The organism is Sulfurihydrogenibium subterraneum DSM 15120, from assembly GCF_000619805.1.
Taxonomy (GTDB): domain Bacteria; phylum Aquificota; class Aquificia; order Aquificales; family Hydrogenothermaceae; genus Sulfurihydrogenibium; species Sulfurihydrogenibium subterraneum.
This window is the reverse complement of sequence record NZ_JHUV01000009.1, coordinates 113,853-138,204: the sequence shown is the minus strand read 5'-3', so window position 1 is coordinate 138,204 and position 24,352 is coordinate 113,853. Positions and strand designations below refer to the sequence as shown.

Annotated in this window: 24 protein-coding genes and 1 tRNA gene; 12 read left to right on the top strand and 13 right to left on the bottom strand. The window is 33.4% G+C overall.

Going from position 1 to position 24,352, the window contains the following annotated elements:
* Position 1 precedes the first annotated feature (1 nt).
* Positions 2-1,354: a nicotinate phosphoribosyltransferase gene (locus Q385_RS0103770; protein ID WP_028950384.1), complete on the bottom strand. Its 1,353-nt coding sequence runs from the start codon at positions 1,352-1,354 to the stop codon at positions 2-4.
* Between the two features lie 2 nt (positions 1,355-1,356).
* On the bottom strand, positions 1,357-2,721 hold the full coding sequence (gene murC, locus Q385_RS0103765; RefSeq protein WP_028950383.1) for a UDP-N-acetylmuramate--L-alanine ligase: 1,365 nt from the start codon (positions 2,719-2,721) through the stop codon (positions 1,357-1,359).
* Between the two features lie 56 nt (positions 2,722-2,777).
* Between murC and Q385_RS0103760 the strand changes: the two genes are divergently transcribed.
* The 3 genes from Q385_RS0103760 to Q385_RS0103750 are packed head-to-tail and all read left to right on the top strand — an operon-like array spanning position 2,778 to position 4,870.
* Positions 2,778-3,665 carry a carbon-nitrogen hydrolase gene (locus tag Q385_RS0103760; RefSeq protein WP_028950382.1) on the top strand — a complete coding sequence of 296 codons (888 nt, stop codon included), beginning with the start codon at positions 2,778-2,780 and terminating at the stop codon, positions 3,663-3,665.
* Positions 3,666-3,680: 15 nt separating this feature from the next.
* Entirely contained in the window at positions 3,681-4,001 is a 321-nt protein-coding gene (gene cutA / locus Q385_RS0103755) for a divalent-cation tolerance protein CutA (protein ID WP_028950381.1), read from the top strand.
* Complete coding sequence (locus Q385_RS0103750) at positions 3,998-4,870, top strand: slipin family protein (RefSeq protein WP_028950380.1); 873 nt, start codon at positions 3,998-4,000, stop codon at positions 4,868-4,870. The genes cutA and Q385_RS0103750 overlap by 4 nt, the downstream gene beginning before the upstream one ends.
* Here the strand turns inward: Q385_RS0103750 and Q385_RS0103745 are convergent.
* Together Q385_RS0103745 and Q385_RS0103740 are read right to left on the bottom strand one after the other, a co-directional pair.
* Positions 4,867-5,232: a c-type cytochrome gene (locus tag Q385_RS0103745; protein ID WP_028950379.1), complete on the bottom strand. Its 366-nt coding sequence runs from the start codon at positions 5,230-5,232 to the stop codon at positions 4,867-4,869. The genes Q385_RS0103750 and Q385_RS0103745 overlap by 4 nt on opposite strands.
* Positions 5,233-5,271: 39 nt before the next feature.
* Complete coding sequence (locus Q385_RS0103740; RefSeq protein ID WP_028950378.1) at positions 5,272-5,595, bottom strand: c-type cytochrome; 324 nt, start codon at positions 5,593-5,595, stop codon at positions 5,272-5,274.
* A 291-nt stretch (positions 5,596-5,886) separates the two neighbouring features.
* On the opposite strand from Q385_RS0103740, the gene Q385_RS0103735 reads away from it, so the two are divergent.
* Both Q385_RS0103735 and Q385_RS0103730 read left to right on the top strand, forming a co-directional pair.
* Positions 5,887-6,492, top strand: a complete 606-nt coding sequence (locus Q385_RS0103735) for a peroxiredoxin (protein WP_028950377.1) — start codon at positions 5,887-5,889, stop codon at positions 6,490-6,492.
* 36 nt (positions 6,493-6,528) lie between these two features.
* On the top strand, positions 6,529-6,849 hold the full coding sequence (locus tag Q385_RS0103730; protein WP_028950376.1) for a hypothetical protein: 321 nt from the start codon (positions 6,529-6,531) through the stop codon (positions 6,847-6,849).
* On the opposite strand, the gene Q385_RS0103725 is transcribed toward Q385_RS0103730, so the two are convergent.
* The 4 genes from Q385_RS0103725 to Q385_RS0103710 all read right to left on the bottom strand — a co-directional run bounded on the left by Q385_RS0103725 (position 6,846) and on the right by Q385_RS0103710 (position 13,109).
* Complete coding sequence (locus tag Q385_RS0103725; RefSeq protein WP_028950375.1) at positions 6,846-8,186, bottom strand: MFS transporter; 1,341 nt, start codon at positions 8,184-8,186, stop codon at positions 6,846-6,848. The two genes, Q385_RS0103730 and Q385_RS0103725, sit on opposite strands and share 4 nt — an antisense overlap.
* 70 nt (positions 8,187-8,256) lie before the next feature.
* On the bottom strand, positions 8,257-8,439 hold the full coding sequence (locus tag Q385_RS0103720) for a hypothetical protein (RefSeq protein WP_028950374.1): 183 nt from the start codon (positions 8,437-8,439) through the stop codon (positions 8,257-8,259).
* Positions 8,440-8,445: 6 nt separating this feature from the next.
* The gene (locus tag Q385_RS09480; RefSeq protein WP_084609407.1) at positions 8,446-12,114 is read right to left on the bottom strand and encodes a ribonucleoside-diphosphate reductase subunit alpha; all 3,669 of its coding nucleotides are present in this window, start codon (positions 12,112-12,114) and stop codon (positions 8,446-8,448) included.
* Positions 12,115-12,128: 14 nt separating this feature from the next.
* Positions 12,129-13,109 carry a ribonucleotide-diphosphate reductase subunit beta gene (locus Q385_RS0103710; RefSeq protein ID WP_028950373.1) on the bottom strand — a complete coding sequence of 327 codons (981 nt, stop codon included), beginning with the start codon at positions 13,107-13,109 and terminating at the stop codon, positions 12,129-12,131.
* Positions 13,110-13,305: 196 nt separating this feature from the next.
* Here Q385_RS0103710 and Q385_RS0103705 point away from each other — a divergent pair, with 196 nt between their 5' ends.
* The 7 genes from Q385_RS0103705 to Q385_RS0103675 all read left to right on the top strand — a co-directional run bounded on the left by Q385_RS0103705 (position 13,306) and on the right by Q385_RS0103675 (position 19,889).
* Positions 13,306-13,941 (top strand): sulfite exporter TauE/SafE family protein, encoded by a 636-nt coding sequence (locus Q385_RS0103705; RefSeq protein WP_028950372.1) that lies wholly within the window; start codon positions 13,306-13,308, stop codon positions 13,939-13,941.
* 11 nt (positions 13,942-13,952) lie between these two features.
* Entirely contained in the window at positions 13,953-15,344 is a 1,392-nt protein-coding gene (locus Q385_RS0103700) for an MBL fold metallo-hydrolase RNA specificity domain-containing protein (protein ID WP_028950371.1), read from the top strand.
* An 81-nt stretch (positions 15,345-15,425) separates the two neighbouring features.
* Positions 15,426-16,226 carry a thiazole synthase gene (locus Q385_RS0103695; RefSeq protein WP_028950370.1) on the top strand — a complete coding sequence of 267 codons (801 nt, stop codon included), beginning with the start codon at positions 15,426-15,428 and terminating at the stop codon, positions 16,224-16,226.
* Positions 16,227-16,229: 3 nt separating this feature from the next.
* Positions 16,230-17,264 (top strand): galactose-1-phosphate uridylyltransferase, encoded by a 1,035-nt coding sequence (gene galT / locus Q385_RS0103690; RefSeq protein WP_028950369.1) that lies wholly within the window; start codon positions 16,230-16,232, stop codon positions 17,262-17,264.
* Positions 17,265-18,695 carry a glycogen synthase gene (locus Q385_RS0103685; protein WP_028950368.1) on the top strand — a complete coding sequence of 477 codons (1,431 nt, stop codon included), beginning with the start codon at positions 17,265-17,267 and terminating at the stop codon, positions 18,693-18,695.
* A complete protein-coding gene (locus Q385_RS0103680) occupies positions 18,692-19,240 on the top strand; it encodes a DUF4912 domain-containing protein (RefSeq protein WP_028950367.1) in 549 nt (182 codons plus the stop codon). Before Q385_RS0103685 ends, Q385_RS0103680 begins: the two co-directional genes overlap by 4 nt.
* Before the next feature lie 10 nt (positions 19,241-19,250).
* The gene (locus tag Q385_RS0103675; protein WP_037919548.1) at positions 19,251-19,889 is read left to right on the top strand and encodes a uracil-DNA glycosylase; all 639 of its coding nucleotides are present in this window, start codon (positions 19,251-19,253) and stop codon (positions 19,887-19,889) included.
* A 32-nt stretch (positions 19,890-19,921) separates the two neighbouring features.
* Here the strand turns inward: Q385_RS0103675 and Q385_RS0103670 are convergent, their stop codons facing one another.
* From Q385_RS0103670 to rpsT, 5 genes are all read right to left on the bottom strand, one after another.
* Complete coding sequence (locus Q385_RS0103670) at positions 19,922-20,671, bottom strand: TatD family hydrolase (protein WP_028950365.1); 750 nt, start codon at positions 20,669-20,671, stop codon at positions 19,922-19,924.
* Positions 20,672-20,683: 12 nt separating this feature from the next.
* On the bottom strand, positions 20,684-22,576 hold the full coding sequence (gene ftsH, locus Q385_RS0103665) for an ATP-dependent zinc metalloprotease FtsH (RefSeq protein ID WP_028950364.1): 1,893 nt from the start codon (positions 22,574-22,576) through the stop codon (positions 20,684-20,686).
* The gene (tilS, locus tag Q385_RS0103660; protein ID WP_028950363.1) at positions 22,567-23,931 is read right to left on the bottom strand and encodes a tRNA lysidine(34) synthetase TilS; all 1,365 of its coding nucleotides are present in this window, start codon (positions 23,929-23,931) and stop codon (positions 22,567-22,569) included. The genes ftsH and tilS overlap by 10 nt, the downstream gene beginning before the upstream one ends.
* An 8-nt stretch (positions 23,932-23,939) precedes the next feature.
* A tRNA-Met gene (locus Q385_RS0103655) sits at positions 23,940-24,013 on the bottom strand.
* Positions 24,014-24,050: 37 nt separating this feature from the next.
* Positions 24,051-24,344, bottom strand: a complete 294-nt coding sequence (gene rpsT / locus Q385_RS0103650) for a 30S ribosomal protein S20 (RefSeq protein ID WP_028950362.1) — start codon at positions 24,342-24,344, stop codon at positions 24,051-24,053.
* Positions 24,345-24,352 lie beyond the last annotated feature (8 nt).

Here is a 24,352-nt window from a genome sequence, read left to right as displayed (position 1 = left end):
ATTAAACTCCTGATTTTATTGACTTCCTTAAGTCTTCCGCCATTTTCATAAGTCTTGGAGATATTTCTGGATTAATTGTCATATACTGAGTAATGGATTTAAAAGTGTCTGGTATAGTCTTAAAGTTTATCAAAGTTTTTTCTCTTATTTCAGAGATAGAAGGACTGTTTCTAACAAGCTCTCCATCTTTTATGTAAAGTTTTAACATTTTTACACCGTCTTCTACCTGCTCATCAAAATGGCTTACTACATCTTTAAGTATCTTTCCATTTCTAAAAATTCTGTAGAGTTGTTTTTTATAGGGAACGGTAATCTTTTTGGTACTGAGCTTCATTTTTGGCTTTCCGTCATACTCAACAAGTTTATAAGCACAGTCTAAGTAAGGAAGGTCTGCACTTACGACCAATTCAGTTCCTACTCCATAACCATCTATAGGAGCTCTTTTATCTACAAGGTCTTTTATCTTATACTCGTTAATCCCTCCACTTGCAAAGATTATTGCATCTCTAAAACCGTTAACATCTAAAAGTTTTCTTGCTTCTTTTGAAAGGTTCAGCAAATCTCCGCTATCTAACCTTATTCCCTTTATCCTTATACCTTTTTTCTTTGCTACTTTTATGGCATTTTTAACACCTTCTATAGTGTCGTAAGTATCTACTAAAAATATTGTATTTTCTGGATAAACAGATGCAAAATTTTCAAATGCTTTTTCTTCACTGTCGTGTGCCATTACAAAAGAGTGTGCCATCGTTCCATAGATTGGTATTCTAAAAATCTTACCTGCAAGTACGTTTGACGTTCCAGCAAATCCAGCTATATAACTGCTTCTTGCTGCAATCATTCCTGCATCTGTTCCGTGAGCTCTTCTAAGTCCAAAATCTATTAAAATCTTATCTGGAGCCACACTATAACATCTTAAAGCCTTTGTTCCTACTAAAATGGATATTTGCAGAGTGTTTATTAAAAAAGTTTCTATTATTTGAGCCTCTATAATAGGAGCTTCTACTTGAACTATCGGCTCGTTTGCAAATACGATTTTTCCTTCATCTACAGAGTATAGGTTTCCTGTAAATTTAAAATTTTTTAGGTAATTTAAAAAATCTTCCTTAAACTTACCTGTTGACCTTAAAAACTCTATATTTTCATCTGTAAACTTTATATTCAGCAGATAATCTATCAATAGGTCTAATCCTGTGAATAAAAAATAATTTCTTTTTGTTGTAGGTCTTATAAAAAAATTAAATACAGATGTCTTATTGATACCTTTTTCAAAGTAGACCTGAGCCATAGTAAGCTCGTAAAGGTCTGTAAGAAGAGACATATTGTTATAGTCAACAAATCTTTTGTTTAACATTTTTAATGTTTTTCCTCTAAGTACCTTGCAAGATTATCACTAAGTTGTGTAATATTTCCAGCTCCCATCGTTAAAACAACATCGCCGTTTTTTAGGATACTTTTTAATAAACTTTCAGCTTCGTTTATATCTTTTACATAAAAGACGTTATCTCTTCTTTCTCTTATCTTGTCTGCCAGTATCTCTCCTGATACACCTTCTATTGGACTTTCTCCTGCAGAGTATATATCTGTGATTATTACAATATCTGGTATGTCAAAAGACTCTACAAACTCTTCAAACAAAGAATGAACTCTACTGTATCTGTGAGGTTGAAAGACTGATACTATACGGTTTTGACCATACATATCTCTGGCAGCTGAGAGAGTTGCTTTTATCTCTGTAGGATGGTGTGCATAATCGTCTATTACCAAAATTTCATTACTGTATTTAATCTCAAATCTTCTTTTTGCATTTTTAAAGTTTTCCAAAGACTCTTTTATCACACAGAAAGGAACTCCAAGCTCATTACAGATAGCAATAGTAGCAAGAGCATTATAGACGTTGTGGATACCAGGGATTGATAGATGTATCTCTCCAAAATCGTTAACTTTAAACTTATACCTTCCCTTTATAAGTCTTAAGTCATAGCCTCTTATTTCTGCATCTTCAGAAAGACCAAACTTTATGACTTTTCTTTCTATCCTTGGAATTATACTTTTTACATTCTCATCATCAATATTAACAACAACAGACCCATAAAAAGGGACTTTATTGGCAAACTCTACAAAAGCGTTTTTTATATCTTCCAAGTCTTTATAAAATCCAAGATGCTCTAAATCTATGTTGTTAATCGATACGATTGTAGGTGTAAGTTTTAAAAAAGACCCATCACTTTCGTCAGATTCAGCTACTAAAAACTCTCCTCTTCCTAACTTTGCATTACTTCCGTATGCCTCTAACTTTCCACCTATAACTACTGTAGGGTCAAAACCTGTTTTCCCTAAAACTGTTCCTACCATTGACGTGGTGGTAGTTTTTCCGTGAGAACCTGCTATAGCTATTCCGTATTTAAATCTCATCAACTCTGCAAGCATCTCTCCCCTTGGAATAGTAGGGATACCAAGCTCCTTTGCCTTTTTTAACTCTGGATTGTCTGATTTTACAGCAGAAGAGTATACAACAACATCAACATCTTTAACATTTTCTTCACTGTGCCCTATATATACTTTTGCTCCTAACTCTCTTAATCGTTGAGTTGTATAAGACTCTTTTAAATCACTTCCTGAAATTGTATAACCTTGATTTAGAAGGAGCTCTGCAATTCCGTTCATTCCAGAGCCGCCAATACCTATAAAGTGGATTTTCCTAACTTTACCTATAAACAATGATTTATCTCCTAAGAAAAATAGTTAAAATATTATAAAACTTTTTGAGGTGAAATATGGATAAGGTAAATGTTGGACTTATTCAGATGAGCTGTAGTGATGATTTAAACGAAAACTTTGAAAAAACAATAGAAAAAATTAAATCCTTAGCAAAAAGTGGAGCTAATATAGTATCTACCCAAGAGCTTTTTAAGTCAAAGTACTTCTGTCAAGTAGAAGATTGGGATTACTTTAGACTTGCTGAAACGGTAAATGAAGAAAGTCCTACAGTAAAAACCTTACAGAAAGTTGCAAAGGACAACAACGTCGTGATTATAGCTTCACTGTTTGAAAAAAGATCAGATGGAATCTATCATAACACCGCAGTGGTAATAGATGCAGATGGTAGATATTTAGGAAAGTACAGAAAGATGCACATTCCAGACGACCCTCACTTTTACGAAAAGTTTTACTTTACTCCCGGAGATTTAGGATACAAAACTTTTAGAACAAAGTACTCGGACATTGGAGTTTTAATATGCTGGGATCAGTGGTATCCAGAAGCTGCAAGGTTAACAGCCTTATCAGGTGCAAAGATAATATTTTATCCTACGGCCATAGGTTGGCTTCCTTCAGAAAAAGACCAATTTGGAAAACAGCAGTACAACGCATGGGAAACAGTTCAAAGAGGACACGCAGTTGCAAACGGTTGCTACGTAGTAGCAGTAAACAGAGTAGGATTTGAAGCCAGTCCAGACGGAAAAGAAGGAATAGAGTTTTGGGGACAGAGTTTTGTATCAAACCCTTACGGAGAGCTTATATTAAAAGGGTCAACTGATATAGAAGAAGAGTTGATTTGTGAGATAGATTTATCTATAATAGACTCTGTAAGAACAACTTGGCCGTTTTTCAGAGATAGAAGAATAGACAGCTATCATGACATAACAAAAAGATTTATAGATTAAAAAAGGGGTTTTAAGATGAGCTACATAGTTGTTTTAATAACTACCTCTTCTTTTGAAGAAGCAAAAAAGATAGCTAATCATTTGATTGAAAATAAATTAGCAGCATGTGTTAATATTGTTGAAAAAGTTAACTCAACATTCTTCTGGAAAGGAAATATAGAAAATTATGATGAATCATTGATGGTAATAAAGACAAAAAAAGACCTTTTCGGAAAGTTAAAAGAAGAAGTAAAAAAACTCCATAGTTATACAGTTCCTGAAATAATAGCCCTTCCAATTGTAGATGGGTCAGAGGATTACTTAAATTGGATTGAAGAAATAGTAGCACAAAAATGAAAGATTTAATTGCTTTTTTAGTTTTTGGAATTATTTTTATAGCATCAATAATAGGATTGGAAAATATTTTATCTTTTTTATCTGAATTTGGAGGTGTGATTGCTATGGCAGGTTTTATACCGGTTTTAGTCGTTCTATTGATAATATTTATAGCTACATCTGTTAAGATTGTAAATGAGTATGAAAGAGCTGTTATATTTAGACTTGGAAGAGTCTTAGGCAAAGCAAAAGGGCCGGGGTTATTTATACTTATTCCATTTATAGACAAAATGGTTAAAGTTGACTTAAGAGTAGTAACAATGGATGTTCCTACTCAAGATGTAATTACAAAAGATAACGTATCTGTGCAAGTTGATGCGGTAGTATATTTTAAAGTCATAGACCCAGTAAAAGCAGTAGTTAACGTAGAAAACTATCTTTATGCAACATCTCAAATATCTCAAACAACTTTAAGAAGTGTATGCGGTCAGGCAGAGTTTGACGAACTGTTATCTCAAAGAGATAAAATAAACGCAAAATTACAAGAGATAATAGACCAAGAAACAGACCAGTGGGGTGTTAAGGTTGTAGCTGTAGAGTTAAAAAGAATAGACATTACAGAAGAGTTAAAAAGAGCGATAGCCAGACAAGCAGAAGCTGAGAGAGAAAGAAGAGCAAAAATCATACAAGCAGAAGCAGAGTATCAAGCTGCACAAAAACTTACTGAAGCTGCAGAACTCCTTGCAAAACATCCATTGGCAATTCAGCTCAGATACTTAGAAACAATATCAACAGTAGGTCAGTACAGCTCAAACACTATACTTTTACCCTTACCAGTGGAATTATTAGACCTTTTAAAACATTCTAAGATAGAAAATAAAGATTCTTAAAAAGCTTCACTTTCAGGAAGTGAACCTTCCTGTTTTTTTATCTGTTTTTCTTTTTGAGAATGTATTAAAACATACTCAGCTAACTTTAGAGCTTCTTGATAAGAGATGTTATAAGGTGGCATATAAGCAAATCCAGGCCAGTTAGAAGGGTTTGGTTTTATTATAAGTTTTGCAACCTTTTCTATTGCTGATTTACTTGTACCATATCTTTGGAATATTTCTTTGAAAGATGGTCCAGTTTTTCTTTCAAATGGGTCGTGGCAGGCATTACAGCCATGTTTTATATACAGGTCTTTACCTTCAATACCATATGATACAGAAATAAATAGAGCAATTAAAATAAAACTGTATATAACCTTCATTTTAGGATAAAAAGGGGGAAATATCCCCCTTTTAGCAGATTACTTGTGAGAAAGCATGAATTGAGCTAATGCTTTTAATTCATCATCTTTCATAGCTTTAGTTGTGTTAATTTGTGGTTTCATTACAGCTTCTTTTGCAGGGTCAACTATTGCCTTTCCTTCACCTTTTAAGAACTTGATTAAATCTGCTTCTTTACCTGCGTAAGCAGCAGCTATTTTCTTTAAAGATGGTCCTACAGTGTCAGCAGCTGCTTGGTGGCAAGCTGTACAACCTTTTGATTGGAAAAGAGCTTTTCCATCAGCCGCAAAAGAACCTGCAGCCATTACTGCAACTGAAAGTGCAGATAATACTAACTTCTTCATACTACATACCTCCTGTTAAAATTTTCAGTGATATAGATTATCCTATTCAAATTCAAAAGTCAATTACGGATTTTTAATTTAACTTCAATTTTACAATATGCAAACCTTATGCCAAAATAAAAAACTGTTGTAAGCATAAAAATCTTAATAACAATGTTTTATTTTGCAAAAATTCAAAAATTGTTGCAAAAATCTAAAAAGTAATTCACTATTATGATAGTAATCATTTTAAAACATTATTAAGAATTGTTATCATTAGTATTGTAAAAAACTTCAAAGGGAGGTAATATCATGGAAGAAAAAGTAATCTTAGTAGGTCAGCAAGTCCCAGATTTTGAAATGGAAACATATGAGCCTGCAACAGGAAAGTTTGGAAAGTTTTCACTTGCAGATGCTAAAAAAGAAAACAAGTGGACTATCCTATTCTTCTATCCAGCAGACTTTACGTTTGTATGCCCAACAGAGCTTGCAGATTTAGCAGAAAAGTATGAAGAATTGAAAAAGTTAGGTGCTGAAGTTGTTTCTGTATCTACAGATACAAAATTTGTTCACCTTGCATGGCAAAAAGATGAAAAACTTTTAGCTAACGTTAAGTATCCAATGGGAGCTGACCCAACAGGAAAAATCTCAAGAATGTTTGGAGTTTATGACTGCAATACAGGTTTTGCTTTAAGAGGAACTTTCATCATAAGCCCAGAAGGTAAACTTGTATCATCAGAAGTTAACTTCTACAATGTAGGTAGAAACGCTGATGAGTTAGTTAGAAAGATGAAAGCTAACGCGTATCTAATGTCTCATCCAGACGAAGCATGTCCTGCTAAATGGGAACCAGGAAAGAAAACTTTAAAACCATCAGAAGAGTTAGTAGGACACGTTTACGAAGCTCTTCAAGAGTAATAACATAGAGGGGGCTTTTAGCCCCTTTTATTAAAAATGATAAAATTTAAACTTACAAGATTTTATCCTCAAAAAGTAGAGATAGAGATTTTAGACAGTCAAATTATCTCAATGTTTCCAATAGAGATACAAGAACACTCAACCTTTGGACTTATAAAAAGGGTATGGCAAACTCAAGATACGGTTTATGACGTAGAAAACTATCCTGACGAGTATAAAGAAAATTTATCTTCAACAAAGACTTACGTAAAATTAAAAGATGATGTAATGAAAGAAATTTTAAAAGGACTATCTGAATTTAAGATTGTATTATACTACCAAGATAAAAAAGATACTTATCAAGTAGAAAGAGTTTAACTTATCTCTTCTATTGATTTTCCCTTTGCTTCTACGCCAAACTTAGACCATATAAAAAATCCTATAAAACCTACAAGCCAGAAGCTTGTCAATCCTAATATTGAATACTTATAGTTTATCTGAGATAAGAATGTAAGTAAAGGTGGAGCTAAAATACCTGACAGTCTTCCTATTACAGATAGAATCCCTACAGCAGTAGCCCTTAAGTATGAAGGATAAATCTCCATAGCTGACACGTAGGCAACACTTGCAAAAGAATAAGCAAATAGAGAGTATATAAAAACGGTAGAGTAAATATCTTGAGAAAATAAAAACAAAGTTGATAAAAGCATTGATATTAAAGCTATAATCGTTCCTGTTGCCCTTCTTCCTATCGTATCAGATAAAAACGATACAACTAAACCTCCTATAAATCCTCCTATACTTGCATAAAGAAGGAGTTTAGGTATCTCTGAAGTGGGAAGGTTGTATTCATTGGTTATAACCAGCGGTAATATTGTTATAAAACCGTAGTAGGTTGTGAGTATTGTAAAACTCATAGCAGTTCCAAATAAAAATCTTCCTTTATACTTTTTAAAGATAATCTTTATAGAATCGTATAAACTTCCTTCAAATACTGGGATATTACACTCTTTTTCTATTGGTTTTACTTTATATTTTTTTTCAATACTTTCTAATATCTGATGTGCTTTTTCTGTATAACCTTTTGATATTAGCCATCGCGGAGATTCAGGGATAAAAAATCTAACTACTACTATAATTAAAGCCAGTACTCCTCCAAATAAAAAAGCATACCTCCAAGCTCTGTCTTCTGGAAGATTTGAAAGTAGATACATTCCTGTTAAAGAAGCAAGAATACTACCAAAATTCCAAGAAGCTGTTATAAACCCGTCAACTCTTCCTCTGTATTTAGAAGGTACAAACTCATCTATGGCAGAATGGATAGCAGAAAACTCTCCACCAAGTCCAAGACCTGTTATAAATCTAAAAAACAGTACCTCATAAAAAGAGTTAGTAAATCCTGTTAAAAAAGTTCCTAATGAGTATAAAAGTAGTGTTATAAAAAATATCTTTTTTCTTCCGTACTTGTCTGCAAGATAACCAAAGATAAAAGCTCCTACGAGAGCTCCTATTAAAAAACTGCTTACAAGCCAAGAAGATTCAAAGGTAGAAAGATTAAGACTCTTTGACATAGATTTTAGTACAACACTTACAATAACTACCTCAAAAGCATCTAAAATCCATGTTATACCAAGGGCTATAACAAATTTTGTATGAAAAGGTGTCCAAGGAAGATTATCTAATCTACAGGTGATGTCTGTTTTTATGTACTTCAAATTTAGATAGTCCTTTAAAGTTAGTTTTATAAAATTTTACTGTTTTTGATAAAAAGATAAATGTTTTAAATCAGGGTTTCTTTTTTAGTTTGCTTCCAAGAAGTAGCCTACCTTGTTTTTCTTGCATGCAGGATTTGTAAGCACACATTCGGCAAAGTATGTCGTTTGGATTGTATCCTTTAGAATAACCGGAGGATACAACCTCCTCCGGTAGATTTTCTATTTCTTTTTCTAAATCTTCTTTTTTTATCATATTTTTTTACTCACAACTTGGACATATCTTTGCAAGTAAAGGGTCTGTTGGACAGCCTTCTATATTACCGCTTTTTACAGCATCTACAACTTCATCTCCATACTTTTCCCTTGCCTGTTTTTCAATTTCCTCAAGCTCTTTTTCTAACTCTTTATCGTTTCTTCTTGCAAGTCCAAAACCTCTTCTTTCTCCACGTTTATTAACATTCATAGTGTACTTTTCACCTTTGACTGTTTTATCGATAAAGCAGTAGTAAGTAGATTTTAAACCTTTTTCCCAAGCGTACATGTATATATCTTCCATCTTATCTCTTAAATCTTCCTCTATGTATAAAGACTTAGACACTGCTTGATCTATGTGCTCTTGGAATGCAGCTGCTATATCTATCTGTCTGTAAGGTGATACTTCGTAAGCTGTTTTATATAGAGATTTATCTATCTTACCGTCTAACTCTTCTATGTACTGGATACTTCCTTGGTGGGCTTTTATCTTTTCCGCCAGCTCCTCTGACCATAATCCACTTTCTTCTAACTCTTTCATAAGTGGTTTGTTTATAACTATAAACTTTCCTGACAGTGTATCCCTCGAGAAGATATTAGAGAAATAGTTGTCTATACTTGAAGAGGTTCCGGCTATAATTGATATGGAAGCTGTTGGTGCTATAGCTAATAAGACGGCGTTTCTTCTTGGTGGATAATCGTAGTTTGCTTCATAGTAGTGAGGGAATGCTCCTCTTTCTTTTGCCAGCTCCTGAGATTTTGCGTATGTTACCTCTCTCATAAACTTGGCTATCTTCCTTGCTGTTTCAACTGCTTTATCACTATCGTAAGAGATTCCTAACTTTATCAGTGCTTCGTGAAATCCCATAACTCCGATGCCAATTGGTCTTAAATCCATTGTATTCTTTCTTGATTCTTCTGAAGGATAGAAGTTTTTATCAAGGATATTGTCAAGGGCAACAACCATAGTTTCTAATGTGTCTTTCAACTTGTCCCAGTCAAAGTCTGATTTATCTTCTTTTACGTGCCTTGCTAAATTAACCGATGCAAGCGTACAAACTGCAGTACTCTCAGGAGAGTTTGGAATACTTATTTCGGTACAAAGGTTAGATGAGTTTATTACGCTATACTGAGGGCAAGGGTTTTTTTCGTTGTGTCTGTCTTTAAACGTGAGCCAGGGATGACCTGTTTTAGCAAGTTTAAAGAGATACTTTTTATAAAAGTCTTTACTGTCTATTTTCTTCCATAGTTTTAACTCGCCTTTTTCCGCTTTTTCTATACATTTTTCATACTCTTTTTTAAACTCCTCTCCCCATGCTGTGACTAATTTTGGACATTCTGCTGGGTCAAAAAGGTAAATAGGCTCTCCTTCTTTTATTCTTCTCATAAGTTCATCTGGCATCCAGAGAGCTGTATTGAGAGAAGGTGTTCTAAAGTAAGGGTTTCCTGTAGTTTCTCTTAAGTCTAAGAATGCTTCTACGTCTAAATGCCAAGGTTGTAGATACATAACTTGGGAGCTTCTTCTCCTACCACCTTGCTGAATTGCGTTTACTATCGTGTCAAAGATTTTTATAAACGGTATTATTCCTGACGATTTTGCGTTAAGAGAGTGTATTTTTGAGCCTGTTGCTCTTATTCTGGTTACATCTGTTCCAACTCCTCCAGCATACTTGGCTAAAAATGCGGTCTCTTTTGCTTTATCCATAATAGACTCTAAAGAGTCATCGACAACGTTGACGTAGCAGTTATGTGCTGCAACTAAGTTAGCTGTGAAGCTGTGGTCTCCTCTAACTTCAAAGTCGTAAACAATTCCGTCAAAGGTTTCTTTTTCTACTTTCGTTATTTTGTAGAAAACAAAGTCTTTGTATCTGAATCTGTAGCTGTTTATTTTTGTTTTATCTGGTTTTGCTGTTATCTTGTAGGTGTCTTTGTTTATAAGTTTTATTAAATCTTCACTGTCATTTATGGATATGTGAACGGAATAAGGGTCTTCAGTAGCAAGCTGATTTTTTAAAGCTTTCGATATTCTTGGTAAACTTCCTATCCTTAATAAAATATGGAATGTTTGGTAAATAAGGGTTTTATTTGAAAGTGTAAGTCTGTATCCGTCGCTTACAGCTGTAGCATCTCCTCTAAATAAACCTACTATTAAACCTTTTTGAGCTTCTGGATTTGCAAGCATTACTTCTGGAGGAAGAATTTTTTTATTGAATCCTGTTCCTACTAAATTTTTAATAAATTGGGATAGATATGTGCTGTTTATAGTAATTCTTACTGAATTATCCTTATTATGTGCTACAGTTGGATTGATATCAAAAAGTTTTTTACTTAAAGAGATAACATCTTCAATAAACTCTTTATCTTTAACTCCAAAAGTAAACACAGTAGAAAGTTTATTTCCAGATTTATTAATATAACCTTCAGCAACATAATAACCTAAAAATCTCATAAAATCGTAATCAATTTTTATCCTACTTTTGATTTTGTTTATTTGATTGTTAAATTCTGGCGTTCTTTTTTGTTTGTCATGGTTTACTTTGTAAATAAAGCCATCTTTTTCTACTAAGTAAGGATTATCAACATAATCTAAAATATTTAGCTCAACCTTTTCACTTATCTCTTTTGGATATGGAATAACTATGTAATCTCCAGCTTCTATATCTTTTGCTTCAACCCATTTTAAATTTTCTAACAAGTTAGTTTCAACTTCTTCACACGTATAAGCATACTGTTTCTTAACAGGATAACATTTTTCAGTATTTTGATAAGGAGGACAGACTTTAACAAATTTTCTATTACACTCTATATCTTCTTTTTTTAACACTAAAAATTTATGGTCATCAGTTGCCTTTACAGTTTCCTCTTTACCCCACAATCCCCAAACGTGAAGTTTGTAGAGGTCTCTTTGATATTTTCTGCTAAATAAACCTGAAACTACTCTGTAATTTCCTTCAGCTGTTAGGACAACATCTCCGATTTTAATATCCTCTATATTTTTTACTCCATCTTTTGTTATAACAGGTGTTCCTGCAGGAAAACAACTGCTATACTGATTTGTAAGGGTTCCAGAGTTAAACAGTGTTGGTGTGGAATGTAAGTACTCAAGGTTTGAAAGTTTGTTGTATATCTTGATTATTTCGTCTTCTGTGTTGCCTATTCCCATAGCAACTCTCATAAAAAACCATTGAGGTTTTTCTATAGTCTCAAATTCTCTATCTTTCATTAAGTATCTGTCTTTTAAGGTAGAAAGTCCAAAGTAGTCAAGGTTGTAATCCCTTGAGTAGTCTATTGCATTTTCTATTCTGTCTAAATCAAACTGTAATAACTCTGGTTTTAACAGCTTTTCTTCTACTGCATAGTTTATGTAATCTTTAAACGATCTAAATCTTCTGTCTATTCTTCTATTTATTATTTTTAGGAGCTGTCTTGTAGCAAGTGTGTCGTATATGTAGTTTTTTGGTATAAGGTGTTCTATAGCCTTTAACACAAGATAATCAAGTTCTTCTGTTGTAACTTTTTCTGGAATTTTTAAATCAAGCTCTTTTGCTACTTTAAATACTATCTCGTAATCATCAGGAAGCTCCAAGCCTTCTAAAAGTGCAAAGATAGCATCTACAAGTTTTTTCATCTGGAACTTTTCTACAGTTCCGTCCCTCTTTATAACAATTCTTTGCATGAACCTCCTCCTTTTTAGAAGTTTGTGTATTCAGTAGATGATACTTCAAAGAAGTTTGTTAATTTTTTAACGTCTTCTTTTTGCAAGAATTTAAGAGGGTTTTGATTTATACCAAACTGAGGCTCAAAGCCAAGCTCTACAAGTCTTCTGTCTGCAATATACTTCATGTACCTTTCAAGCTCGTTGTAAGACACTCCAAATATAGTCGTTCCTCCAAATTTTGTTTTTAAATAGTTTAGTTCAAGCTCTACCGCATCTATAATAGACTGTCTTATATTTTCAACAAAATCATAATCATCAACAATCTCAGGATTTTCCTCTACCATTGTAAGAATAGCTTCTATACCGTTTTGTAGATGTAAAGACTCGTCAATAAGTATCAGCTCCACTCCTGCAACAACATTTTTCATCTTTCCAGTATCCTTCATAGCAAAAAAGTGTGCAAAGGCAGAGTAGAAAAACAGTCCTTCTTGTATGATGTTATTTAAAAGGATAGAAGTTAGAATTTGTTTTTTTCCTTCTAAAGTGTCAGGGTCAGCTTTACCGTAAGTTATTCTATCAACAGCTCTTACTATAAGCTCCTGTTTTTCTTCTAAAAGTTTATCTTCAAGGGTAATGTTGTAAATTCTTTTTCTGTCCATATCAAAAGAGTTAAGGATTATTTCAAAAAAGTCTGAATGAATGTTTTCCATAAACATCTGAGTTGAAAAACTCATTTTTGCGTAAGGGTCTGTTAAAACAGGGAAAAATCCATTTCCTAAAACGTTTTGAACCAGTAGCTCTGAAGATGCAAAGTATCCAACTGCTGAATCAAAAAGTTCTTTTTCTGTAGGTGTTAAAGATTTGTAATCTAAAACGTCTTGTTGTATGTTAAGCTCTTCTGGAAACCATACTGCTTTTTTCTGTTTTGTGTAAAGCTCTCTGAAAACTGGGTACTTAGGATTTTCTGAGAGTCTGATGTTATCTCTAACTGAGGTTTTACCGATAAGTGCCATGATGTACCTCCACTATATATAGTTTATTTTTAAAAGTATAACACTATATGTAGGGCTTGTCAAAAATTTTTTTGCCTTTTTAAATCAATCACTTAAAAATTTTCATCTTAATTAAGATTTTGATTTTTAAATCTATTGACTGAGTAATTTTTTTAACTTATTCTATTTATCAAATATAACCGTTTAGGGTGCTTGTTTGCTTGAATACTTTATGATTTTCTTAGGTGGGTTTTTAGGTTCTTACCACTGTATCGGAATGTGTGGTGCTATTCCGTCTTTGATTATCTACAAAAACTTTTGGATTGGTAATATTCTCTACAACTTTGGCAGAGTTTTTACTTACGTATTCCTTGGATTTTTAGCAGGACTGCTTGGGATGTACTTTCATAATTTTGAGTTTCAAATATTTCAAAAAGGTTTATCTGTATTTTTAGGTGTTGGAATGATTGTGTTTGGACTGCAGGTTGTGGGAAGTATAAAAGAGAAAGGCGTTCCTTTTTTAGACGTGATATTTTTTACAATATCTGATATGTTAAATGCATTTAGAAAATCTCCTTTCTTTTTAGGTATGTTTAACGGCTTTCTACCTTGTCCTTTAGTGTACGCATTTTTAATGAAAGCTGTTTTAGATAAAGACCCTTTTAAAGGTATGCTTACAATGTTCTTTTTTGGGCTTGGGACAATTCCTGCGATGTTATTCTCTTCCAGATTGTTAGCTTCTATATCTCCAGCTACCAGAAAGAATTTATCTAAGTTGGCAGGAGTTATTATTATTATTTTTGGTATCTGGACAATACTTAGAGCCTTTGGAATAGGACACCATCATCATTAAAGGAGATTTGTATGATAGTACAATCGTTTGGTGGAGTAGAAGGTATAACAGGTTCGTGTCATTTAGTTAAAGTTGACCATATGAACATACTTATAGACTGTGGAATGTTTCAAGGTTTAGAAGAAGATAAAAACTACGAGCCTTTTGGATTTAATCCTAAAGACATTGATTATCTTATACTTACCCACGCCCACATAGACCACTGTGGAAGGATTCCTTTACTGGTTAAGCAAGGATTTAGAGGAAAGATAATCTCTACAAGAGCTACGTACGCAGTTGCAAGGATTATGCTTTTAGACGCTTCAAAAGTTATGGCAGAAGAGTATAAAGTTAACTATAAAAAAGCTTTAAGAAGAGGTAAACCAGAAGAAGCAAAGCCTCCTTTATACGATGAAGATGACGTATTTGAGGCTATGGAGTATTTCAAAGTGCTCTTAGAATATAATGAAAAGTATAAATTGTCAAAAAATGTTGAAATTATATTTAGAAATGCAGGACATATCCTTGGAAGTGGATATGTTGAACTTACAGTTAAAGAAAACTCTAACACTAAAAAAATTATATTTTCAGGAGACTTAGGAATAGACAACAAACTTGTAATAAAACCTATAGATTATCCAAAAAACGCTGATGTTTTATTTATAGAATCTACATACGGAAATAGAAACCATAAACCTTTAGACCAAACGATAGAAGAGTTTAAAACAGCCATTATTGAAAGCTTCAAAGACGGAGGGAATGTAGTAATTCCTACATTTGCATTAGAGAGAGCCCAAGAGATACTTTTTATCCTAAGAAAAATGTACGATAACGCTGAACTTCCACAGTGTAAAATTTTCTTAGACAGCCCTCTGGCAATCTCTGCAACCAAACTTTTTCTACAATTTCCAAATCAGTTAAACGGAGAGGTTTTAGAATATTTAAAAAGAGGACAAAATCCGTTTGTTTTCCCTTGGGTTAACTTTACAGAGTCAGTGGAAGCATCAAGAAAGATTAACGACATAGAGTCAGGAGCTATTATAATGGCAGGAAGTGGGATGTGTAATGGAGGAAGGATAAAGCATCACTTAAAACACAACTTGTGGAGAGAAAACTCTTCTGTTATCTTTGTTGGATATCAAGCAAAAGGAACGTTAGGCAGACAGATTGTAGATGGTGCAAAGGTTGTAAAGATATACGGAGAAGAGGTAGCTGTAAAAGCAAGAATTTACACGATAAACGGTTTTTCGGCTCATGCCGATCAAAGCAGTCTGATAAAATTCATTAAAACTACAAAAGACTTACAATCCGTTTTCTTAATTCACGGAGAACCAGAAGTGATGCAAGTATTTAAAGAAAAAGTAAAAGAAGAAACAAACTTAAACCCTCACATAGTAAAGTTAAAAGAGTATGTATATCTATGAATTCTCCATTTACTTTATTTTTTGAAACTGATAAAATAAAACCTAAATTTTAATTGTAGGAATAACCTCAGGAGGCATTAAATGTTCGACTTAGAAAAATTCTTAAAAGAAGATAAACTGGTGATTGGTGGAAAAGCATTTAAATCAAGATTAATAGTAGGTTCTGGAAAATATAAAGATTTTAAAGAGACAAAAGAAGCCACAGAAGCTTCTGGAGCTGAAATAATAACTGTTGCTGTTAGAAGGGTTAACATTACAGACCCAACAAAAGAAAACCTTCTTGATTACATAGACACTAAAAAAATAATGATACTTCCAAACACTGCAGGATGTTATACCGCAGAAGAAGCAGTTTTAACGGCAAGACTTGCAAGGGAAGCATTAGGACACGGATTTGTAAAACTTGAAGTTATAGGAGACCAAAAAACACTTTATCCTGATATGGTAGAAACTCTAAAAGCAGCTGAAATACTTGTAAAAGAAGGTTTTACAGTTTTACCTTACATCACAGATGACCCAGTAATGGCAAAAAGATTTGAAGATATAGGATGTGCAGCTGTAATGCCACTGGCAGCTCCAATAGGGTCTGGTCTTGGACTTCAAAATCCTTACAACATTTTATTTATAAAAGAAGCGGTAAAAATACCTGTGATAGTTGATGCAGGGATAGGAACAGCTTCTGATGCTGCAATGGTTATGGAACTTGGAGTTGACGGTGTACTTATGAACACAGCAATAGCTGGTGCAAAAGACCCAATAAAGATGGCTGTTGCAATGAAACATGCAGTAATAGCAGGAAGACTTGCTTACCTTGCAGGAAGAATACCTAAAAAGATGTATGCCTCTGCGTCCTCTCCAACAGAAGGAATAATAGGAAGATAAAAAATGTCTGAATTTAGATACAACTACCTAAAAGATACGTGGGTTATAATAGCAACTGAAAGGTCAAAAAGACCTCACGATTACAACGTGTCTATTTACGAAGAGCCTATAACGGATATATCTAAATGCCCTTTTGAATATGGAAACGAAGACAAAACTCCTCCAGAAATATTTGCAATCAGACCTGACGCTTCAGCTCCAAACACTCCAGGATGGCTTGTAAGAGTTTTTCCAAACAGATACCCTGCGTTAAGAATTGAAAACTCTCCATTGTCAGATGGTTATTACATCTTTGACAAAAAAGGTGGTTTTGGTGCCCACGAAGTAATCGTAGAAACACCTGATCATTTTAAACATATTCAAGATTTTGAGGAACAAGACTTTATAAATATGTTTATAGCTTTTAGAGAAAGGATGAAATCCCTTTATAACGACTATAGAATTAAGTATGTTCATATTTTTAAAAATCACGGAAAAGAAGCCGGAAAAAGTTTAGTCCACTCTCATAGTCAGCTTATAGCCCTTCCAACAATACCAAAACAACCACTTACAATGATTTTACAATCTCAAAAACACTTTTTAGAAAAAGAAAGATGTTATACCTGTGATGAGATAAAGTTAGAATCTCAACTTGGTGAGAGAGTTATCTACGAAAATGAAAACTTTATATCCTACTGTCCTTACGCAAGCTTGTACCCATTTGAAATTAAAATAGCTCCTAAATTCCACTCCCACGACTTTTCTACAATAACAGAAGATACAATGAAAAACCTTGCAGACGTAATGAGGTTTACAGTTAAAAAATTAGACAAAACTTTAATAAATCCGCCTTTTAATATGATTCTGTGCTCAGCTCCACCTTACAGAGATGATGTTGTAAACAAAGAAATATTTAATCACATTAACAAATACTTTCATTGGCACATAGAAATACTACCTCGGATAACTACACTTGCAGGATTCGAACTGGGAACTGATTATTATATAAACCCAACTTCTCCAGAAGAAGCTGCAAAGTTTTTAAGAGAGGTAGTATAAATGAAAGTAGTGTTTGCATCAAGTGAAATTTATCCTTTTGCAAAAACGGGAGGATTGGCGGATATAAGCGGATCTTTGCCTAAAGAGATAGCAAAAAAGGGCTTAAAAGTCTTTGGCTTCATGCCACTTTACAAATCCGTTGACTTAGAAAAACATAAGATTAAGTCTATAAACGTTTTTATAGATGTTTTCTTAAATGGTAGAAATTACACTTTTGAAGTTTACAAACTGATAGATAACGTTACGTTTTTCTTTTTAAAAAACGATGAACTCTTTGGGAGAGATTATCTTTACGGAACTCCAGAAGGAGATTATCCAGACAATGATATACGATTTGGTGCTTTCTCATACGCAGTAATGGAGTTTATAAGAAAAGAAGAATTAAATCCAGACATAATACACGTCAACGACTGGCAAACATCATTAATACCTGTTCTAACTTACTACAAATACAACTGGCATAACGTTAGAACTGTACTTACAATCCATAACTTAGCATACCAAGGAATATTTGATAAATTTGCAATAGAAAGACTTAATCTTGGATGGGATTTATTCCATATGGAAGCTCTTGAGTTTTACGATAAAGTGAATTTTTTAAAAGGTGGAATAGTTTTTAGTAGTGCAATCACAACTGTAAGCCCTACTTACGCAAAAGAGATACTCAAGCCCGAATATGGATTTGGTTTAGACGGTTTGCTGAGGAAGTACGAAAATAAACTCTACGGAATAATAAATGGTATTGATTACAACATATGGAATCCAGAAACAGATAAGCATATATATGAAAAATTCTGTGAGTACACCATTGAAAAAAAACTTACAAATAAAAAGCTATTTTTAAAAGAATTTGGTTTAGAAGAAGATAAACCCTTGTTTGTCTTTATAGGAAGGTTTGCACAACAAAAAGGTATAGACCTGATAAAAGATACTATAGAAGAACTTTCTAAATTGCCTATAAATCTTGCTATATTAGGTAGTGGAGATAGAGGATACAACGACTTTTTTGAAAGTATTAAAGGAAAATATGAAAACATATTTACCAAAGTAGGATATGATGAATCTATAAGTAGAAAAATGTATGCAAGTGGAGACTTTCTTTTAATGCCTTCTTTGTTTGAACCCTGTGGTTTAAACCAGATGATAGCTATGAGATACGGAACTTTAGTAGTTGCCCGTAGAACAGGAGGTTTAAACGATACTGTAAAAGACATTTCCCAGCCTGACGGTTATGGAATACTTTTTGACAACCCAGACAAGCACGAATTTTTAAACGCTATAAATAGAGCCATAGACCTGTATAACAACAAACAGAAGTTTTCAGATCTCCAAAGAAAAGTTATGGGATTTGATTTTTCAATAGAAAGCACAGCACAGAAGTACATAAAACTGTATGAAAGCATAAAATACAGTAGAGAGGTTATTTTATGAACGAAATAATAAAACTTAGTATTCAGGAAGATAACCTTTCAAGTCACATACTACACACAAAAGACGAAGTCTTAAAACCCCAAACCCAAGACTATCAAATTCCAGTAAGATTTGACATTACAAAGATAGTTATTCTCCCTGTGAACCCATCTAAATTTTACACCTATTGGTTTATAAAAGAAGACCTAAAAAAACAGCTTGAAAACAAAACTTTAAGAATAAAACTCTTTGTAGAAAATCAAGAAGTTTTAGACATTCCTGTATCAAACACAGACGGAGAGATGTATCTTTTTTACCACGCACCATTTAAAGAAGTTTTCTGTATTCTCTGCTACCTGCAAGATAGCAAGTGTATAGAAATAGCAAGGTCTAACGTGTTTGTTGCACCTTCTGATATTATCAGTCAAGGCCAAGAAGAAGTATGGTATAACAAAGCAAAAAAAGAAATCAACACAAAACCATCTATTTACAAAGATGAAGATTTTATCCAGTTTGGAATTTATGCCACCAAAAAACATTTAAACCAAACACCTACTTCAAAATAAAGGATAAATCTTGGAGCTGAAAAACTTTTTAAAAGTAATGAAAGATATGGGTTTTAATGAAATTATTTTAGAAAATAACAAAGCTGACGAAAAACTCAAACTTTTAAACCAAATCAACCAAGAGATTCAAAACTGTACAAAATGCGATTTACACAAAAACAGAAAACAAGCAGTTTTAGGAGAGGGTAATCCAAACTCTCCGATTATGTTTATAGGAGAAGCTCCGGGAGAAGAAGAAGATAAACAAGGAAGACCGTTTGTAGGTAAAGCGGGGCAACTTCTAACAAAAGCAATAGAATCAGCAGGTTATAAACGAAGCGACGTTTACATTGCAAACATAAACAAATGCAGACCACCAAACAACCGAACCCCAACTATAGAAGAGCAAGAGGCATGCTTTCCATACCTTAAAAGACAGATAGAGATAATCAACCCTTCTGTTTTATGTTTACTTGGCGCAACTGCTTACAGAGGTATATTTAAAAGAGAGACAAAAATAACAAAAGAAAGGGGAAGCATATTAGAATACGAAGGCAAAAAAGTTTACATAACTTACCACCCCGCTTATGTGTTAAGAAATCCAAGAGAGGAAGCTGTATTTTTTGAAGATATAAGAAAGGCTTTAGAACAAGCTTTTATAAGAAAATAACTAATACTAACGAGTTTACGGGTTGGTGTGTTTTAACTAAGGCTGAATAACCGTTTAAAGTTTTCGTCGGTTATCCTTTCAAGCTTATTTTTTTCAATACCTAAAAGCTCAGAAGCAAACTCTAAAGTATAGTATATGTTAGAAGGCTTGTTTTGAGTTCCCCTTACTTTTTGAGGAGATAAAAATGGACTATCTGTCTCTAACAAAAGTCTATCTAATGGAACTTTTTTTAGGATATTTCTAAGGTTATCTGCTTTAGGGTAAGTTATATTCCCTGCAAAAGATATGTAAAACCCTGCTTCTAAAGAAAACTCCATCAATCTCTCATCCCCTCCAAAACAGTGCATAATACCTCCGTTTTCAAAAGGATCATACTGAGATAATACTTTTTCTGTCTCTCTATCTGCACTTCTTGAGTGTATTATTAGGGGTTTTCTTAACTTTTTTGCAAGCTCTATCTGTTTTTTAAAAAAGTATTCTTGCTTTTCTTTTAAGGTTTTATCTCTGTAAAAATCTAAACCACACTCACCTATCGCTATAACTTTAGGATTTTCTTTTGCTAATCTCTCTAACTCTTCTATATCTCCGTCAGTTAAATCTCCTACATCGTAAGGATGATATCCTATCGCTACAAAAACGTTTTCGTATTTATTACCTAACTCTATTCCTTTTTTTATCTCTTCTTTATCACACCCGATTGTAAGTAGATAATCTAAAGTTTTTACACTTTCTACTATATCTTTCTGAGGTAGCATGTCAAGATGACAGTGAGTATCTACCAATTTCAGCCCTCTTTAATCAGATAGCTCTGCTGGGGGTACATCTGGGGCTGCTGAATCTGTTATAACATTAACATTTTCAAACTTTCTACATCTGTTTAACACAGGTACACCATACTCTTTTAGGATTGCAAACATCTCTTCACAGGTTATAGTCTCTTTATCAAGTAAAAGCTGAACAACTGCAATAACAGCATCTTTATAAGTTTCTACTATATTTTTTGCTTTTTGATAAGATTCTCTTAAAATCTTGTTAACTTCTTCATCTATCTTCCTTGCAGTTTCTTCACTTATCTCTATGCCTTGTCCACCCATAAATATACTTCCACTTCTGCTCATTGGCACATTTATAGGACCTATTTCATCACTCATACCCCAAGCTGCAACTATTCTGTAAGCAAGCTCTGTAGCTCTCATTAAATCGTTTTCAGCTCCTGTTGTAATACCATCTTTACCGTAGAAAACTTCCTCTGCAGCTCTTCCACCAAAAAGCTGTAGCATTCTTGCCATTAAATCTCTCTTTGAATAAAGATGTCTATCCTCTTCTGGAAGATTTACAGTTACACCAAGAGCCATTCCTCTTGGTATGATAGAGACTTTGTGTAGTGGATCTGCTTCTTCTAACATAACTCCAACTAATGCGTGTCCTACTTCATGGTAGGCTATTTTTTCTTTTTCTTTTGGTGTTATAGCCATTCCTTTTCTTTCTAACCCCATCATTATCCTGTCAAGAGCGTCCTCTAACTCTTGCATACCTACTTTTTCTTTCTTTCTTCTGGCAGCAAGTAATGCAGCCTCATTTACAAGATTTGCAAGGTCAGCTCCTGAAAATCCAGGAGTTCCTTTTGCTATAGTCATTAAATCTACATCTTCTGCTAAAGGTATATTCTTTTTATTAATGTGAACTTTTAAGATTTCGTATCTACCCTTAACATCAGGCTTTGGAACAGATATCTGTCTGTCAAATCTTCCTGGTCTTAAAAGTGCTGGGTCTAATATATCTGGTCTGTTGGTTGCAGCAATAACTATAATCCCTTCGTTTGTATCAAAACCATCAAGCTCAACAAGTAATTGGTTTAAGGTTTGCTCTCTTTCATCGTGTCCACCACCAAAACCAACACCTGTTCTTGCTCTACCTACTGCATCTATCTCATCAATGAATATAAGACAAGGTGCATGTTTTTTCGCTGTTTCAAAAAGGTCTCTAACTCTTGCAGCTCCTACTCCAACAAACATCTCAACAAAGTCAGAACCTGAGATAGAAATAAACGGAACATTTGCTTCCCCTGCTATTGCTTTTGCAAGTAATGTTTTACCTACTCCCGGGTCTCCATAAAGAAGAATACCTTTAGGAGCTCTTCCGCCTAACTTTTGATACCTGGAAGGGTCTTTTAAATACTCTATGATTTCTTTTACTTCTTCTTTTACTTCATCCATTCCAGCAACATCATCAAGCTTTACATTTGGTCTTTCTTCTAAATAAAGTTTTCCTTTACTCTTTGCAAAAGAAAAGGCTCTATTTGGGCCACCAGACATTTGTCTCATCATAAAAATCCAAAGTCCTATAAAGAGTAGAATTGGAAGCCAAGATATAAGTAAAGTCATAAGCCAGCTGCTGTTTTCTGTAGAAACAACTTTGACCTGTACTCCGTTTTCAGATAAAATATCGTAAAGCTTTGAATAACCCGGTGGAATCACAGTTTCAACTTTTTTACCGTCTTGGGTGACTGCTGTAAGTTCTTCTCCCCTAACTGTAGCCTCAACAACTTTTTTCTCATTTACCATTGTCATAAAATCGGTAAAAGACACCTTTGAATCACTTATCTGTCTTGCACCAAACATATTAAATGCAAGTATCATCATTGCACCGATTATAAACCAGATTAATAAACTCCTTGTTAGCTGCAACTTCGTGCCTCCTTAACTTTAAAACATATAGGATTTTTTGAATTTTCGGTTATTGGATAGTAGGCTGACCTTTTATAACCCACTATCCATAATATTTTATCACCAAAAACTAAAAGTGGTATAGAATTTCTCATATTTTTAGGAATTTTTAAATCAATAAAAACATCCTTTAATTTTTTCTCACTTTTCATTCCAAATGGTAAAAATCTATCTCCTTCTTTTCTAAATCTTAATATAAACTCATCTGAATCTATATCAAAACATTCAATACATTTACTTTTTTTCATCTTTTCAATATCTTCTTTTGTAGGTTTAAAAGCAGTTAAACTTATTCCGTATTCTTCTATAAAGATAGATTGTCCAACTTTTAATTTATACTCTTTATCAGATTTTTCCACCTTTTGAGAGTGATTTAAATAAAGTTTATCATACTCTTTTATAAGTTGAAGGTCTTTTTCTAGATGTATTGTCTTAGTTCCCTTGGTTTTCAACAAGTCTAAAATATTCAAAATTTTTTGATAAGATAGATATATCCCTGATTTTTCGTATATCCAATCTGTAATTACCCTATACTTTACAGCATTGTGAAAATTATTTAAGTAATTAAGATCTAAGTAATTTTCTTTTATCACAGACTGTAAAATATCTTTTGAATAACTGTCTAAAAACTCTTCATCTAAAGACTGAAAAAAAGATAATCTTAACAGAGATTCTTCTAAGCTGTGGTTAATCTTTTTTGCAATTGGAATTAAGTCTAATCTTACTTTATTTCTTAAGTATCTTTTATCAAAATTTGATTTGTCAATTACATAAGATAAATTATTTTTATGGCAATACTCTAATATCTCTTCCTTTTTAACGTAGTAAAGAGGTCTAACTATGCTATCTTCATTAGGTTTAAATCCTTTTAAGCCTTTTTTATTTCCTTGAACAAACCATAAAAACATAGTTTCTATCAAGTCTGATAAGTGATGAGCTGTTGCCAACTTGTTAAAATTTTCTTTTTCCATAATTTCTTTAAAAAATTTATACCTTTCTTCTCTTCCAGCTTCTTCTATAGATTTTTTTTCTTTTTTTGCAATGGCTTTTACATCTACTTTTTTCGTAAAAACAGGAATACCATACTTTTGACCAAAATTTTTACAGAACTCTTCATCTTTATCAGACTCTTCTCTAAGGCTGTGATTTAGATGGGCTAAGGCTATTTTCTCTATTTTGAAATATTCTTGGAACTTTTTCAGTAGAAAAGATAAGACGACTGAGTCCGGACCACCAGAAAACCCAATTAAGACCTTGTCTTTTGGATGTATTAGAGAAAAATCTTTTATTGCTTTTAAGAACTTTTTTTCTATCATTTTAAAAGTGGCGGTACAGGGATTCGAACCCCGGACACCGCGGATATGAGCCGCGTGCTCTAACCAACTGAGCTATACCGCCATCTTTATCTATAATATATTTTACTCAGAAATTCTATTTATGCAACTTGTTTTAATCTTTTAGCAGCTCTTGAAACTCTTCTTGCAGCTTCGTTTTTGTGGATAGCTCCTTTTGCAGCAGCTTTGTATGCAAGTTTTTGGCAAATTGGTAATAGCTTCTCTGCAGCTTCTTTTCCTTCTTTCTTTAGCGTTTCATAGAACTTTTTAAATGCTGTTTTCATTCTTGAGACATGGTATCTATTTTCAAGTCTTCTTCTTTCCGAAACTCTAACGTTTTTCTTTACTCTTCTTTTGTGTTTTAACTTTTTTGGTGATAATACAGCTTTTGCCATCTATTCCT

What these genes read in the sequence shown, in the direction of transcription:
- Q385_RS0103695 (WP_028950370.1), top strand. Translation starts at nt 15,426, where the DNA reads ATGTTCGACTTAGAAAAATTCTTAAAAGAAGATAAACTGGTGATTGGT.
- Q385_RS0103745 (WP_028950379.1), bottom strand. Translation starts at nt 5,232, where the DNA reads ATGAAGGTTATATACAGTTTTATTTTAATTGCTCTATTTATTTCTGTA.
- Q385_RS0103720 (WP_028950374.1), bottom strand. Translation starts at nt 8,439, where the DNA reads ATGATAAAAAAAGAAGATTTAGAAAAAGAAATAGAAAATCTACCGGAG.
- Q385_RS0103700 (WP_028950371.1), top strand. Translation starts at nt 13,953, where the DNA reads ATGATAGTACAATCGTTTGGTGGAGTAGAAGGTATAACAGGTTCGTGT.
- Q385_RS09480 (WP_084609407.1), bottom strand. Translation starts at nt 12,114, where the DNA reads ATGCAAAGAATTGTTATAAAGAGGGACGGAACTGTAGAAAAGTTCCAG.
- Q385_RS0103740 (WP_028950378.1), bottom strand. Translation starts at nt 5,595, where the DNA reads ATGAAGAAGTTAGTATTATCTGCACTTTCAGTTGCAGTAATGGCTGCA.
- Q385_RS0103760 (WP_028950382.1), top strand. Translation starts at nt 2,778, where the DNA reads ATGGATAAGGTAAATGTTGGACTTATTCAGATGAGCTGTAGTGATGAT.
- Q385_RS0103685 (WP_028950368.1), top strand. Translation starts at nt 17,265, where the DNA reads ATGAAAGTAGTGTTTGCATCAAGTGAAATTTATCCTTTTGCAAAAACG.
- Q385_RS0103735 (WP_028950377.1), top strand. Translation starts at nt 5,887, where the DNA reads ATGGAAGAAAAAGTAATCTTAGTAGGTCAGCAAGTCCCAGATTTTGAA.
- Q385_RS0103750 (WP_028950380.1), top strand. Translation starts at nt 3,998, where the DNA reads ATGAAAGATTTAATTGCTTTTTTAGTTTTTGGAATTATTTTTATAGCA.
- tilS (WP_028950363.1), bottom strand. Translation starts at nt 23,931, where the DNA reads ATGATAGAAAAAAAGTTCTTAAAAGCAATAAAAGATTTTTCTCTAATA.
- galT (WP_028950369.1), top strand. Translation starts at nt 16,230, where the DNA reads ATGTCTGAATTTAGATACAACTACCTAAAAGATACGTGGGTTATAATA.
- cutA (WP_028950381.1), top strand. Translation starts at nt 3,681, where the DNA reads ATGAGCTACATAGTTGTTTTAATAACTACCTCTTCTTTTGAAGAAGCA.
- Q385_RS0103710 (WP_028950373.1), bottom strand. Translation starts at nt 13,109, where the DNA reads ATGGCACTTATCGGTAAAACCTCAGTTAGAGATAACATCAGACTCTCA.
- Q385_RS0103730 (WP_028950376.1), top strand. Translation starts at nt 6,529, where the DNA reads ATGATAAAATTTAAACTTACAAGATTTTATCCTCAAAAAGTAGAGATA.
- rpsT (WP_028950362.1), bottom strand. Translation starts at nt 24,344, where the DNA reads ATGGCAAAAGCTGTATTATCACCAAAAAAGTTAAAACACAAAAGAAGA.
- Q385_RS0103680 (WP_028950367.1), top strand. Translation starts at nt 18,692, where the DNA reads ATGAACGAAATAATAAAACTTAGTATTCAGGAAGATAACCTTTCAAGT.
- Q385_RS0103770 (WP_028950384.1), bottom strand. Translation starts at nt 1,354, where the DNA reads ATGTTAAACAAAAGATTTGTTGACTATAACAATATGTCTCTTCTTACA.